Annotated in this window: 11 protein-coding genes; 4 read left to right on the top strand and 7 right to left on the bottom strand. The window is 56.9% G+C overall.

Going from position 1 to position 14,240, the window contains the following annotated elements; all coding sequences use genetic code 11:
- Positions 1 to 13 precede the first annotated feature (13 nt).
- From FYB92_RS09670 to FYB92_RS09655, 4 genes are read left to right on the top strand one after another with little or no spacing between them, the layout of a single operon-like run.
- Complete coding sequence (locus tag FYB92_RS09670; protein WP_281649847.1) at positions 14 to 1,453, top strand: M81 family metallopeptidase; 1,440 nt, start codon at positions 14 to 16, stop codon at positions 1,451 to 1,453.
- A gap of 3 nt (positions 1,454 to 1,456) precedes the next feature.
- Positions 1,457 to 2,491: an ABC transporter ATP-binding protein gene (locus FYB92_RS09665; protein WP_062808798.1), complete on the top strand. Its 1,035-nt coding sequence runs from the start codon at positions 1,457 to 1,459 to the stop codon at positions 2,489 to 2,491.
- Positions 2,488 to 3,477: an oligopeptide/dipeptide ABC transporter ATP-binding protein gene (locus tag FYB92_RS09660; protein WP_332828551.1), complete on the top strand. Its 990-nt coding sequence runs from the start codon at positions 2,488 to 2,490 to the stop codon at positions 3,475 to 3,477. Before FYB92_RS09665 ends, FYB92_RS09660 begins: the two co-directional genes overlap by 4 nt.
- Positions 3,464 to 4,192: a copper homeostasis protein CutC gene (locus tag FYB92_RS09655; RefSeq protein ID WP_003619814.1), complete on the top strand. Its 729-nt coding sequence runs from the start codon at positions 3,464 to 3,466 to the stop codon at positions 4,190 to 4,192. Before FYB92_RS09660 ends, FYB92_RS09655 begins: the two co-directional genes overlap by 14 nt.
- A 13-nt stretch (positions 4,193 to 4,205) precedes the next feature.
- On the opposite strand, the gene FYB92_RS09650 is transcribed toward FYB92_RS09655, so the two are convergent.
- From FYB92_RS09650 to FYB92_RS09620, 7 genes are all read right to left on the bottom strand, one after another.
- Positions 4,206 to 4,565, bottom strand: a complete 360-nt coding sequence (locus FYB92_RS09650) for a transposase (protein WP_332828550.1) — start codon at positions 4,563 to 4,565, stop codon at positions 4,206 to 4,208.
- A 131-nt stretch (positions 4,566 to 4,696) separates the two neighbouring features.
- Positions 4,697 to 7,012, bottom strand: a complete 2,316-nt coding sequence (locus FYB92_RS09645) for a TonB-dependent receptor (RefSeq protein ID WP_332828549.1) — start codon at positions 7,010 to 7,012, stop codon at positions 4,697 to 4,699.
- A gap of 397 nt (positions 7,013 to 7,409) precedes the next feature.
- On the bottom strand, positions 7,410 to 8,660 hold the full coding sequence (locus FYB92_RS09640) for an SfnB family sulfur acquisition oxidoreductase (protein WP_332828548.1): 1,251 nt from the start codon (positions 8,658 to 8,660) through the stop codon (positions 7,410 to 7,412).
- 39 nt (positions 8,661 to 8,699) lie between these two features.
- The gene (locus tag FYB92_RS09635; RefSeq protein ID WP_332828547.1) at positions 8,700 to 9,854 is read right to left on the bottom strand and encodes an acyl-CoA dehydrogenase family protein; all 1,155 of its coding nucleotides are present in this window, start codon (positions 9,852 to 9,854) and stop codon (positions 8,700 to 8,702) included.
- A 654-nt stretch (positions 9,855 to 10,508) separates the two neighbouring features.
- Positions 10,509 to 11,711 (bottom strand): pyridoxal phosphate-dependent aminotransferase, encoded by a 1,203-nt coding sequence (locus FYB92_RS09630; RefSeq protein WP_048858952.1) that lies wholly within the window; start codon positions 11,709 to 11,711, stop codon positions 10,509 to 10,511.
- 140 nt (positions 11,712 to 11,851) lie between these two features.
- The gene (locus FYB92_RS09625; RefSeq protein ID WP_332829001.1) at positions 11,852 to 13,090 is read right to left on the bottom strand and encodes an MFS transporter; all 1,239 of its coding nucleotides are present in this window, start codon (positions 13,088 to 13,090) and stop codon (positions 11,852 to 11,854) included.
- 72 nt (positions 13,091 to 13,162) lie between these two features.
- Positions 13,163 to 14,095 (bottom strand): DMT family transporter, encoded by a 933-nt coding sequence (locus FYB92_RS09620; protein WP_048858953.1) that lies wholly within the window; start codon positions 14,093 to 14,095, stop codon positions 13,163 to 13,165.
- Positions 14,096 to 14,240 lie beyond the last annotated feature (145 nt).

Raw genomic sequence — 14,240 nt, 5'->3', positions numbered from 1 at the left:
AAGGGAAAAGGGTATGCGTATTGCCGTGGGTGGCATTCATATCGAATGCAGCACTTATAATCCGGTTCCAACCCGGATGGAGGATTTTCGGGTGATGCGTGGCGATGAGCTGTTGCAGGCACCTTATTTTGCATTTTTGGCCGATTATCCGGCGCAATTCGTGCCAACCCTGCATGCCCGCGCCATTCCCGGCGGCCCCGTCACGGCAGAGACCTATCGGGCTCTGCGCGACGAATTCCTTGACCGCTTGCGTGCGGCCGGGCCGCTGGACGGTGTGTACTTGTCCATGCATGGCGCGATGTATGTTCAGGGTATGGAAGATGCCGAAGGTGACTGGATCTGCGCAACCCGCGCCGTGGTAGGTAACGATGTACCAATTTCCGTCAGTTATGACCTGCATGGCAATGTGACACAGCGCATCATCGACGCGATCGACATGTTTTCGACCTATCGCACCGCACCGCATATCGACGTTCAGGAAACGATGCGCAGGGCGGTGACGATGCTGGTGCGCAGCCTGACGCAGGGGGTACGACCGCATGTCGTATGGGCACCGGTTCCAGTTGTGCTGCCCGGCGAAAAAACCAGTACCGAGGACGAACCCGCCCGCAGCCTGTATGCACGCCTGCCTGAAATCGACGGACGTGAAGGCATCTGGGATGCCTCCCTCATGGTGGGATATGTATGGGCGGACGAACCGCGTGCAACGGCTGCCTCGGTCATGACGGGAACAGATGCCGCGGCATTGCAGAGCGCGGCCATAGAAATGGCGACGGCATATTGGGACGCGCGCACGCAGTTCCAGTTCGGCTGCTGGACCGGGAATATCGGACAGACCCTCGAGCAGGCGTTTCAGGTCACCAGTGGCCCGGTTATTGTGGCGGATTCAGGTGATAACCCCACCGGTGGTGGCGTGGGGGACCGTGTCGACGTGCTGCGCGCGCTGATTGCATGCGGGGCGCAGGACGTCATTGTCGCGGGAATTGCCGATCCACGGGCCACACGCATTGCCCGTGCCGCCGGGGTGGGGGCACAGGTTACGCTGCTGATTGGGGGCGCCCTGGACACTGCGGGGACGACCCCGGTCGAAGTGACAGGCGAAGTCCGTTTCGTAATTGATGATCCGAACGAGCGTGAATGCCAGGCGGTCATCGCCGTTGGCGGGATACAGGTGGTCGTGGCAGGACGGCGCAGGCCCTATCATAACATCGCCGATTTCACGGCACTGGGGCTTGACCCGCATGGCGCACGGATTGTCGTGGTGAAATCCGGCTATCTTTCGCCGGAACTTGCCCCGATTGCCAATCCGGCGCTGATGGCGTTGTCGCCCGGGGCCGTGGACCAGCATGTCACACGCCTTGTGCGGGCACACAAGGCCCGGCCGACATTCCCGTTCGACACGTCCTTTGCCTGGCTACCGCATGTCTATTCCTCGGCCCGAAAGGGAGGATGACATATGACGGTGTCACGTCCTGTCCTTTCGGTCGAAGGGCTGCATATTCATTTTCACACCCGACGTGGCACTGTCCATGCCGTGGATGACGTGACATTCGACATCAACCCTGGCGAGATTGTGGCTCTGGTAGGGGAGTCCGGTTCGGGAAAAAGCGTCACCAGCCTGTCGATGATGGGGCTTTTGCCGCGTATCGGACGCATCGCAGGGGGACGATTGCTGTTTCAACCCGCCGGGCAGGATATCGTGGATCTGGCCACCGCGCCGGAAAAGGCATTGCGCAAAGTCCGGGGCGGCGGGATCGGGATGATCTTTCAGGAACCGATGACCTCGCTCAATCCGGCGATGACGGTTGGTGAACAGATTGCCGAGGCCCTTGTGTTACATGGACAGGCAAACAACCATGCCGCCATGGCGCGTGCGGCGGACCTGCTGGCGGCAGTTGGTATCGCCAACCCGCATGCACGGGTGCGCAGCTACCCGCACCAGATGTCGGGGGGCATGCGCCAGCGTGTCATGATCGCCATTGCCATCGCCTGTCGTCCCGCACTGCTGATCGCGGATGAACCAACCACGGCACTTGATGTTACAACACAGGCGCAGATTCTCGATATCCTGAAACAATTGCGCCATGATACCGGTATGGCCGTGCTGTTCATCACGCACAACCTGTCACTGGTGGAGGCATTCGCGGACCGGGTCATGGTAATGTATGCGGGACAGGTGGTCGAATATGGGCGTGCGGCCGATGTGATGGAGGCACCGCGCCATCCATATGCCCGCGCGCTTCTGGACTGCCTGCCGGTGCGTCATCTTGATGCACGGGAAGGCGCGACATTGCCTGAACTCCCCACAATCCGCGGGCATCCCCCCGACCTGGCCCATCGACCAGCAGGCTGCGCCTTTGCCACGCGCTGTGACATGGTGCGGGATGCCTGTCGTGCCGGTCATCCCGACCTGCAGATGGTCAATGCGGTCCGTGGCCATGCCACACGTTGCATCGCATGGCCGGAGATGGAAGGAGGCACCGACATATGAGCAACCAGCCATTACTGTCGGTTCGTGACCTGAGCGTGGAATTTAGCGCATCGCGCGGCCTGTTAGGCCGCAGCCTGCGAAATGTTCAGGCATTAGACAAAGTGTCGTTTGATATCCATGCAGGCGAAATCGTCGGTATCCTTGGTGAATCCGGTTCTGGCAAAACGACGGTTGGTCGCTGCATGCTCCGCCTGCAAACCCCTACGGCAGGGCATATCAGTTTCGAGGGACGTAATATCAACTCATTATCCCGCACGGATCTGGACTGGTACCGTCGTCAGGTGCAGATGATTTTCCAGGACCCGGCCGCCAGCCTTAACCCACGCCTGCGGGTGCGTGACATCGTTGCAGAAGGGCTGGAAATCCACAGGATCGGCACACGTGAAAGCCGGCAGCAGACAGTCATTGACCTGCTGGCGTCCGTTGGGCTGGGCAGGGATGCGCTGATGCGGTTCGCACATGAATTTTCCGGTGGTCAACGGCAGCGCATCGGCATCGCCCGGGCCATGGCGGTCAGGCCACGCCTGATTGTCGCAGATGAACCTGTTTCCGCCCTTGATGTGTCGGTGCAGGCCAAGGTCATTAACCTGTTGCGTGAATTGCGCGGACGGCTGGGCCTTGCGATGGCATTCATATCGCATGACCTGCCAACCGTCATGTTCCTGTGTGATCGCGTCGTGATCATGTATCTGGGACGCATCATGGAAATCGCCCCGATACAGGCCTTCCGTACCACGCCCTTTCACCCCTATTCGCGCACCCTTGTGACCCTGGCGCCGGGTCTCGGATCACCAGAGGCGGGTGCTATGCCGACAACCACCGAACAGCCCGCGCCAGCACCGAACCTGCGCTATGGCTGTGCGTTCCGTACCCGCTGTTCCCACGCCATGGCGTCCTGCGCCACGGTGGTCCCCCCATTGAACGAAGTCGCACCGGGACGATGGGTTGCCTGCTTGCGACCGGAGATATTTCATGACGCGTGTTGAAATCTGTGTGGAGACCCCGCAGGGCATTGCCGCAGCCAATGCGGCCGGGGCAGACCGGATCGAGCTCTGCGCCTCGCTTGAGGTGGGGGGACTGACACCAAGCGCCGGACTGATGCGTCAGGCGGCACGCGGGGATGTCGCGACACTGGCCATGATCCGTCCGCGGTCCGGGTCCTTTATATTCGATGATGATGAAGCTGCCGTCATGGTCGATGACATCCGCACCGCCCGTGAGTGCGGCCTGAAGGGGGTCGTGCTTGGGGCGATCCGGCCTGATGGCAATCTGGATCATGATCTGCTGTTGCACCTGTCCGGGCATTGCGCGGGAATGGAACGAACGTTGCATCGTGTTTTTGATCTGGTGCGTGACCCTGCGGCCGAACTGGAATTCGCGATCAAGGCGGGATTCACCCGTATCCTTACATCGGGTCAACGCCCCACCGCACCACAGGGGCAGGAATGCCTGGCCTTGCTGCATGCACAGGCGGCGGGACGTATCGCCATTCTTGCCGGTAGCGGTGTGAACGCAGGCAATGTTGGCGCGTTGATCCGTGCCACGGGTGTGCGTGAAGTCCATGCGTCATGCCGGAGGCCTGCATCTTCTCCTGCGACTGAGGGAGGAGAATTCGGATTTGGCCCCATGCCTGGCCAGACAGACCCGGCCGCTATTCGTGCCCTGATAAATGCAGCACAGAGCGTGCCATCACAGGATTAGGACCGATCGACATTCATGCCATCCAGATCATGGCTGCGGCGAGGTGAACAAAGCCAAGGAAATGGATGGTGCGTCGATCATCTCGGGTAGCAAAGCGTCTGAAGTGCTTGAGGCGGTTGAAGCAGTGCTCGATACGATTACGCAGTTTGTAAACTCTGGTATCATACGGGATGATAATCTTGCGGGTGCGATTGCAGGGAATGACAGCTTCTGCGCCCATCTGAGCGACAGGAACACGTAATGCATTGCTGTCATAGGCTTTGTCGGCCATAACGGCCGCCTCTTCCTGACCTGCAGGCAGAGCCTGTGCCTGGGTGACATCGCCAACCTGCCCAGTTGTAACAACGAAGCCAAGACACGTGCACTGTTTCACTTCCTATGAATTCATTTACCAGTCGTAGTAAAAAGAATCATCACGGTTTACACATAATCCGCACCATAAAATCCCGGAACCAAACATCTAATATCAAAACATGTCATTAACTTTCCTGAATTTATTATTTGTCAATTAAATCCAATAGACACACCACCAAAAATGCCAAATCCATCTCCTGATAGCATGGCGGCCGGCTGCTGCCCGTTGGCGGTAGAATAAACAGGTACCACGCCGGTAGCATAATGTTTATTGGCCAAGTTATGTAAGCTCAGGAACACCTGCCTGTGTTTGTTAGGCCAAAGATAACCGATATCAAAGTTGTAGATGTGATAAGGCGCAGCTTTATACTGGTTATCATATGATGCCAGAACCGAAGAGGATACTTCCACATCGAAAGATGTATAAAAACCGTTCTTCATATCAAGGTGGAGTTCTCCCTGATAAAAATGACGTGGAATGCCAGGAATGTAGTTATGTCCCCATGTTGAATCATGGTTAAAACGAAAACTTTGAAATGTGTATGCCTGGCGAAGTGAAATGATGTTACCTTGCCATTTGTACAATGTTGAATGAAAAGATGTCTCAACCCCCTGATGCGTAGTGGCCGATGCATTACCATAGGTTGCGTTGTTATAAAGTTCAGATAGTGGGGTCATGACGGATAATAGTTCGTTATGTACGGCTGAATGATAGTAGCTGACACTCCATTCGGTACCTTTGAAATGCCCATTAGTACCAAATTCAAATGTTGTTGCTGTTTGTGGCTTGAGATTGACCCAACCGGATGTAAGTCCTTTGGCTATACCAGATGTATAAACCGCGCCGGAAAGATATTGCCAGTCCTGCGGTGATTGTACGCTGCGCGTCACATTGCCATAAATTTCAACATTGGGAGTAATGACATAGCGAAATCCAGCTCGGGGCGCGAAATACAGGGCATTCTGACTGAAGGAACTGGTCTGGGGGTAGGTCTGCGATCCAGAACGTGGCGTGTAACTTAAAGCTCCAGCAGCCGTGAGCCAGAAATTATGAAAGATCTCTGTATTGTTGCGTACATGAAGAACAGTATCGCTGCCGCCAAGATGTGATCGGGTCACAAGCGTACCAATGGCATAATCGGGATAGGCTGATTTCACGCGCACCCGGTTGTCAATGGTTGCCGTCAGGTCATGTGACGTATAAATCCCAATATCTGTATCGCTGTTATGACCTAACAGGTTGTCATGACGTGTATAGTCAACCATACCGGTGGCATAGTCAATGTCGTACAATGAAGACGTGCTCCCTAGTTCGTGGTTCATGGGGGCATTCAAATAGGCAAACCCCGCCACGAGTTTTGACTGATCATCTATATGGATGGTTGTGCGATCAGCGACGAAAGTGGTGCCTGGTTCAATGGTCTGGGTGCCCAATCCGGCATAACCGGTCTGTACCTGTTTCGGGTTCTCACGGATCTGGTCGCGCGTCAGGTAGAAAGGATTGCCTTCCGATGTCTGTCGGTACCGGACAAACAGGCGCGTATCGACCCTGTCGTTAAATTTGTATCCATAATTAAAATTCACACCAAAATTCGTGCTCTTTGTATTGTCCTGATAGCCTGCACGATAAGAATTGGTGACACTGATATAATAATCAGACTTGCCAATAACCGATCCTGAACTCAATTGTTCCTTTACATAACCGAAGCTGCCTGCTTCCACACGTGCCTGGTAACGCTGAGAGTTATATCCGGTCTGGGTGACGTAATTGATTGCACCCCCTAATTGCGTTGAACCGAAATCCATCCCATTGCCGCCACGCAGGATTTCCGTATAGCGAATGCCCAGTGGTTCCTGAAGTTCATTGACCGTGCCTATGGGCGTCGTAAGCGGAATATCATCAAACAGGAACATGATACCCGAACGCGTTGCGTTCAGGCCTGTCTGGATGCCAGAACCGCGAATGGAAATGCGCAGGTCATCCGATCCGCAGGGGGCTTGGGCGAAGACACCGGCCTGATACTTGAATGCATCCGCATTGGTGGCGTTACGTCCCTTCAGCACGGTGGCCGCATCAATGACGCTGGTGCCGCCGGGAATGGTTTTTAGGTACACCTCCGCCTGATGTGTTGCCGCACTGTGATGGTGCACGGCGATATGTTCGACCGTGCTGGCATTCAGCCCGCTGCTGGCCGCATGTTCATCATGATGGCCGACGGCATCATGGCCACCTGCGGCATGATGGGGTGGGCTATGGTGGGGAATACGATGCGGAGTGATGTCGTCTGACGAGATGGATGCGGCCGCAATGGCGTGATGGGAAGCAACCAGAACACCGAACAGACTGCTGGCGAGCGCAAAGGTCAGTCTGTTTGAAGCCTCTGCGACAGGGCCTCGGTCGCTGTAAGGCAGAGGATGGAGGCGGGGCGGGACAGTTGGGGGAAGTGATAATTCACTTTTTATCATTGTGATTTTCTATTATGGCCGCGAGGAATGCACTAATCTGTTAGCAGGCAAAAATGACTTTTCATACAGTGTTATGCCCACAAACCAGTTAAAATACGTAATATATGTAATAAAATAAAATATGCTCATATATAATAGTGAATTGTAGGCAGACTCATACAGCTATCCAGACTGGACATCTCTGAAATTCAAAAATAATATCTTTTGTTATCAAATGGATAATAAGAAAAGCAATGTAGGGTCATGTCGTAATTGACACTTGCCATGCTTACACCGAAAATTAAGAATATACTTCTCTTAACGGCGAATGGCCGCATATCCGGCGGGACATGCGACCTGTCTGGATGGGATAATTATACAATTTAAGGTGTTATTTATGGCGCTGCCACCCCGCGCCTCAACTCCATGCATGTAACGGGGGAAAGGTCTGGTTCAGGTAGTAATTTCCCACAATCGCATATTTCCATCGCACCGGATCATGCAGCGTATGCGTGCGCGCGTTACGCCACAGGTAATCAAGGTTCAGCTTCCGGTCCGTGGCGGATGTACCAACCAGTTCAAACAACCTGTTTGTCGCCTCGATGACACTTTCGGTGGTCAGGACCTTGGCCTGCGCCGTCTCGATCTGGGCGGTGGCGACACTTTGCACACCCGGGGTCGATACGGCATGGTCAATGGCGTCACCTGCCCTGTCCAGCAGGGCAAGACCCGCATTCAGGCGTATTTTCAATGCTCCGATCGTCTGGATTGTATATGGATCGTCCGATGCCCTGTCCTGTCCACTATCGATCCACGGGCGTGCGCGCGTATGGATCAGTTCAATGGCCGTATCGATAGCCGCATCGGCCAGACCGGCGTCAATCGCCGCCTGAATGAACTGCGATATGGCGCTGTCGGCAAACGGCGCATCAGGCCTGTAGGCTTTCCAGACCGGAATGACACGGCTGCGTGGCACCTGCACGTCCGTCAGTTGCACGGTACCGCTTGCAGTTCCTTTCTGGCCGAATGCCGACCAGTCATTGATGACATTCAGGCCGGGCGCATTACGCTCGGCAATGGCAAGATGGCTGTGCCCGTCTTCATCAAGTGCCACGATCTGGACCAGATGCGCCGACAGCGCCCCCGTGCAGTAATGCTTGACACCGTTCAGGGTCACGGTGTCGCCCGTTATCTGGAGACGTGTTTTCAGCGCCCCGACATTCTTGATGCCGCGTTCTGAAAACGCATTGCCAAACCTATATCCTTTCAGCACCAGTGCAAACAGATCGCGCGCCTGTTCGGGGCTGGCACAGGAGGCAAGGCAGGCGATGGTGGCAAAGTGATTCTGACTGAGTTGCGCCACCGCTGAATCTGCTTTTGCAATCAGCCGGATCACGTGTCCCAACGTGCGGTAGGACACTTCGGCCCCGCCATAGTTACGTGGCACGGTGATGCCCCACAGTCCAGAATTGGAAAAAATGTCCAGTTCACGCGCAGGAAACCGGTTATCTTGGTCACGCTGCGCAGCACCCGGCGCAATCTGCCGGGCGACTTCGGCGGCAATGCGCAATGCCTCCGCATCATTCGCGATGACGGGCACGCCCGCGGGAGGCAGGGGAAACGGGGCGACATCAGTTTCGCCTGTGCCGACAAATTCCGTAAGGGTCATGATATGTCCAGTCTGGATGCGATCAGTAATGGTCGGGATTCATGACAGCGCCTGCTGCCCTGCAATCCGACGCAACAATTCGTCATGGGGCGCATGGATGCGGCCACACAGCGCGTCGCGATGGGCGCGTTCCAGCGGGTTATGGGCGGACAGCCCGGCATTGCCCGCAAGGCCCAACAGGGCGGATGTAACATCGACCGCCGCATCAACCACGCGTGACTTTATGACCGCTGCATGCGCGTTCAGTTCAGGCAGCGGGCAGGCGGCCGTGACATCCGTGGCATAAAGCCGCAGCAGCATGGCGTTCATGTGCAACGTAATGGCAAAGCCCCCTACGGCATCGCGCATGGCGGGCAGGGTCGAAAGCGGTGCGCCCAGATTGGATGGCACGCGGTTTTTCAGGAATTCGCCAAACCAGGCCAGCGCGGATGTAACGATGCCATTATACAGGGCCCCCAGCAGCCCTGTATTCCATAACATGAGGGTATTGCGTCCTGCCGGTGGTGCATCGGGCGTGTACAGGGCCAGTGCCGCATCGGGTGGAAGCACGACCTGCGTAAAGACAACTTCATGGCTGTTGCTGGCGCGCATGCCGATATGGTCCCAGTTTTCAATGATATGAACGCCCTTCGCAATAGTCGGGACCATAAACGTGCCCACCCGTACCGGGTCTTCATCCGTGCGGGCACGCACCAGCAGCCACGACAGGCCGGGAATGCCGGTAACATAGGCCTTGCGTCCGTCCAGCATCCATCCCGTGGTCGTGCGGGTTGCCACCGTGCCGGGCAGGCCGCCGCGCGATGCGGAGCCAAGGTCGGGTTCCGCCAGCAGGATATTGATCAGCCGGTCATGCTGTTCCTCTTCCATCCAGCGTACGAAATCACCGGATCCGAATTCATGGTGCGCGATCGCGGCCCGCACCATGTAATGATTAACCATGACCAGCGCGGTGGAGGCATCCCCCTGCGCAATCCGGCCCACGATGTCCTGCACCACGCCAAGGGTAAACGGCGTGGGGCGCTCGGGAGTGGAAATGCGCAGCGACAGCAGTCCCGCCCGGCGCAGGTCGTCAATATTTTCCTGTGCGAAAATCCCGGTGCGGTCATGGTGCGCCGCCCGTGTGGCAAGACGCGCCTGCAGGTGTGTGGCTGCGTCGATGGCATCCCGTGCGGTATAATGAAGGTCTGCGGACACGGCTTCATGCCTCCTGTACAATGGCCCGGACATCCGGGAGGGGCGGCATGCCGAGACCGGTCAGGACTGCGCAACGTGAGTGCCGTTTCATTGCAGGCTTACCTGTAACAGGAGTGGGGCATGCCATCCGGTGGGTTCCTGCCGGTCGATGGATCAGACCGGCAGGCAGATATTAAATAAACAATAAAAAACGTGAATATGTACTTACAACATTATAAACGTAAATTTATATGTCAATAGGATAGTTATCCCGTACCACGTATTTAAATACGGTCATATTTCGTGGATTATGCGCTAAATTCAGAGTCAATACGATCGGGACATTACATCTCGATGGAATTTTTATGATTTAACAGCCTGTCGGGTTGGGGTGCCGCTCTGACGCGGCGAGGATGTAAGGGGACATGATAAGCCACTTCATCCCGTTTGAACGGTCTCAGCCGTATCTTCTGCCACCCGACCTGAAGTCGTGGCTTCCGGCCGACGCTATGGCGCATGTCGTCGTTGAGCGGGTTCCGATAAATGGGATTCCGCCAAGACTAAAAAGACATAACCCAGCCAGAGGCGGCACGGGTCTCGCACTGGCTTCCCGATTGCATCGGGGGCCAGTACGGAAAACCTTACACGTTCACATGCCGTGTGCCGTTTATATTCTTACTTCAGCCCATCCACAAAAGCTGAGATCCGGCGGCAGCCTTCGCGCAGGGTGTCTGTATCGGTCGCGTAGGAAATGCGGAAAAACGGGCTCATGCCGTAAGCTGCCCCCTGCACGGAGGCAACCTGCTGTTCTTCAAGCAGGGCCATGACAAAATCGGCATCGGTTGCGATCAGGCGGCCACCGGCCGAAGTCCTGCCCATGCAGTCACTGATGTCAGGATAAACATAGAACGCACCCTGCGGTGTGTGACACCGCACGCCGGGAATGGCGTTGAGCAGGGAAACCACCAGATCGCGCCGGGTCTGGTATTCAGCCGCGCGGTCCTTGAGGAAGTCCTGCGGGCCGTTCAGCGCCGCCACGGCTGCAGCCTGCGCCAGCGTGTTGATGCCGCTGGTCGACTGGCCCTGCATGTTGTTCATGACAGCGATAAGCGCACGCGGGCCACCGCAATAGCCAACGCGCCAGCCCGTCATGGCATAGGCCTTGGACACGCCATTGACTGTCAGTACCCGATCCTTCAGGCGCGGCTCAACCTCGGCGATCGTGCAGAAGGTGAAGCCGTCATAGATCAGGTGTTCATAGATATCATCGGTCATGATCCAGACCTGCGGATGCTTCATGAGCACGGCGGCAATGGCTTCCATATCCGCCCGCGGGCAGCACGCGCCAGTGGGATTGCCGGGGAAGTTGAGCACCAGCCATTTGGTTTTGGGCGTAATGGCGGCCTCCAGTGCCGCAGCCGAGAGGCGAAAGCCGCCTTCGGCAGGGCAGGGCACGGAAACGATGGAAGCCCCGGCAAGGCGCGCGATATCAGCATAGCTGATCCAGCTCGGGGTGGGCAGGACCACCTCGTCACCGGGGTTGATCGTCGCCATCATGGCATCATAGATGATCTGCTTGGCACCATTGGCCACCAGGATCTCGTCCAGGGCGTAATCAAGGTGGTTTTCACGCTGGAACTTGGCCTGGACCGCTTTTTTTAACGCGGGTTTGCCATCCTGCGGCGGGTATTTGGTATCACCCGCGCGGGCTGCGGCAATCGCGGCATCCACAACATGCCCGGGCGTGGGAAAGTCTGGCTCGCCTGATGACAGGCTGATGATCTTCATCCCTTCAGCCTTCAGTGCCGATGCCTTGTCGGTCATCGCGGCCGAGGCCGAAATCCCAATTCCATTCAGTCGATCAGCAAACCCGGGCATCAGACACGTTCTCCAATTTTACTCAATGCAACAGCATATTAGATGTTCATAGCGATCGTAGATCGTTTCGCCACAGGTTAGATACCGGTGAAAACCGTCTGACCCCATACAACAATCCTATGAGCGGCAGCGCCTTCCGCTTATCCATCCATCCGGATCGGGTTGCGCACCATGGCAAGTGACAGCCCGCCCGCAATGAGCAGGGCTGCAGCGCAGATATACCATGCCATGTCAAAATTTCCTGTCCAGGACACGATATATCCGGTCAGGATGGGTGAGAGCAGCCCCAGAGAATTGCTGCATGTCAGGGTAACACCCGTTACAGCGCCCATCTTGCCACCGTCTTCCACCATATCCGTCAGGAGTGCGGTATTGGCGCCATTGGCTGCCATCAGGCAGGCCAGCGCGCCAGACAGCACCAGCAGGATGGGCATCATGGTATGAAAATACGGCAGCAGCCCGATCGTGGCTGCCCCCAGAAGGCAGGTTGCAACAACAAAACGCCGGTTGGGCGGATGAATGCCCCTGCGAAAGACTAGGTGCTCCAGAATGCGCCCGATAACGACCGCGCCCATGGCCGCGACCAGATAACACAGTGCCGTGCTGTTGCCCGTACCGGTGGTGTTGATGTGCAGTTCATGGATCAGGTACAGCGGCATCCATGACATGACCAGAAAGTTCAGGTAGTTCTGGGTGCATTGCACCGCCAGTATCCCCAGAAAGGAAGATGAGCGGAACAGGTTCCTGATCTCGCCGGCCGAAATGGGCCTGCGTGGAGCTGCATCGGGCTTTTCCTGCGGGTTACGGTAAACCAGCCACCACACCAGCGCCCAGGCAATGCCAATGCCGCCCAGCGCCATGAACTCGCACCGCCACCCGAAGAACGTGATCAGGTATGCCCCCGCAATCGTGCCGCCCGCCAGACCGAGCTGCATGCCGGTCAGCAGCATGGTCATGACCGAGCCGCGTTCGCGCGGTTGCGCCCAGTTGCGCACAACCGTGGCCCCTACACCAAAGGTTGGCGCCTCGCCTACGCCAAGCAGCACGCGCGTCATTAGGAACTGGGTAATGTTCTGTGCCATGCCACCAAGCAGCATGGCAAATGACCAGACGCCCACGGCAAGGCTGCCAATAGCGCGCGCGCCAACCATGTCGAGCACGATGGTCGAAGGCAGGTTGAGCAGGAAATACGACCACAGGAAGCTCGACGAGACCCAGCCCATCTGCACCGGTGTCAGCGAGAACTCCTTGCCCATCGTAGGCAGGGCAATGGAGAGTGCCGCGCGGTCGCCATAGCTGATGGCGTACATCAGGAAGACAAGAAAGAAGAACACGTAACGAGCAGGAATTGCGCGCCTGCTTCGTGCATTGGTGGTCATTTCACCTGTTGTCACGCTGGAGGACTCCTGGTGTGCCATGAATTACTGGAAGGAAGGGGGAGGGCTGCGCGATCAGGGCGGGGTGCCGGTGGCCGCATCCATCGTGCCTTCCGCCACCGCTTTCTGTTTGGCCGGGCGGTCGTGGCGGAGCATCCACACACCCGAGCCAATGATCAGCAGCCCGCCAATGCACATGGCAATGCCGGGTATCTCACCAAACCCGAACCATCCAATCAGCGCGGCCCAGAGCAGGCCGGAATAGGCAAACGGGCCAATGGCAGATACCTGCGCCGAGGCGAAGGCTTCGGTCTGGAGCACCTGCGCAATACCGGCGAAGGCACCCACCGCAACAAGGCAGCCGGCCTCGGTCAGGCTGGGCGTGGTCCAGATGAAGGGCAGAGGTAGCGCGGTCATGACCGTCATGAGAATGGCCTGCCACAGGGAGATGGTGGTACTGGATTCCGTTGCGGAAAGCTGGCGGATCTGCATGGTGGTCAGCGCGCCGACGCCCCCCTGCGCCAGGGCCACGAAATACGCCCAGATGGGCACAGCGCTCCCTGTCATGTCATGTCCATGCAGCAGCCCCTTGCCAAGGGCCACCACGATCACCCCCGAAAACCCGATCGAGACCGCAACCCAGCGCTGGAGCGAGGGACGTTCATGCAGCAGCGGGATCGAGAGCAGGACCAGAAATAGCGGCTGCGTGTAGGACAGGACCTGCTGTTCGGCCAGTGGCAGGCGGGTCACGGTGATCACGATCATGATCATGCTGATCAGCCCCACGACCGAGCGCAGGACATGACCAAAAAAATGATGCGTTTTCAGTATAATGGCCGTGCGTGAAGCAATCAGCAGCACAAAGGGAAGCGAAAACAGGTTCCGGAAGAAAATGATTTCAAGTGCTGGAAGCGTGGAGCCGGTCAGTTTCTGCAGGGCATTGAGGGCCGCAGTAAAAAACGTTGCCGATGCTAAAAGAAGGGCGCCACGTTTCAGGTCATGCTTCATTTTATCCGTACCTCAATGCACGACATGGACAGCGGTGCATGTCATCAATCAATGCTGGCCCGATATCCCCACGCGCTTCATGTTACGACATCGTAACGCAGGGGGCGGATTTCGGGTCATAGGCGTTCGTTGCGATGCGATAGGA

It is taken from the genome of Novacetimonas sp. GS1, assembly GCF_036686925.1.
Classification (GTDB): Bacteria; Pseudomonadota; Alphaproteobacteria; order Acetobacterales; family Acetobacteraceae; genus Novacetimonas; species Novacetimonas hansenii.
Note: the sequence above shows the minus strand (reverse complement) of the source record. Positions and strands in the feature narration are given on the sequence as shown.